Here is a 211-nt window from a genome sequence, read left to right as displayed (position 1 = left end):
GAGGCGGTACAGCGCCACCTCGACCGCGAACAGTCCGGCCTGGGCGTAGGCGGTCCGGTTCAGCGCCTCCGCGTCCTCACCCCACACCACCTCACGCAGCGGCCGTTCCAGGTGCCCGTCCAGGCCCGCGCACACCGCGTCGAACGCCTCCGCGAACACCGGGAAACGACCGTACAGCTCACGCCCCATACCCAACCGCTGCGACCCCTGA

The 211-nt window shown here is 71.1% G+C and carries 1 protein-coding gene; it reads right to left on the bottom strand.

The features are described from left to right. Positions 1–211: acyltransferase domain-containing protein (locus ADK41_RS16115; protein WP_158717754.1), on the bottom strand; the 211-nt coding region annotated here is incomplete at both ends.

Source organism: Streptomyces caelestis, assembly GCF_001279005.1.
Taxonomy (GTDB): domain Bacteria; phylum Actinomycetota; class Actinomycetes; order Streptomycetales; family Streptomycetaceae; genus Streptomyces; species Streptomyces heliomycini.
Note: the sequence above shows the minus strand (reverse complement) of the source record. Positions and strands in the feature narration are given on the sequence as shown.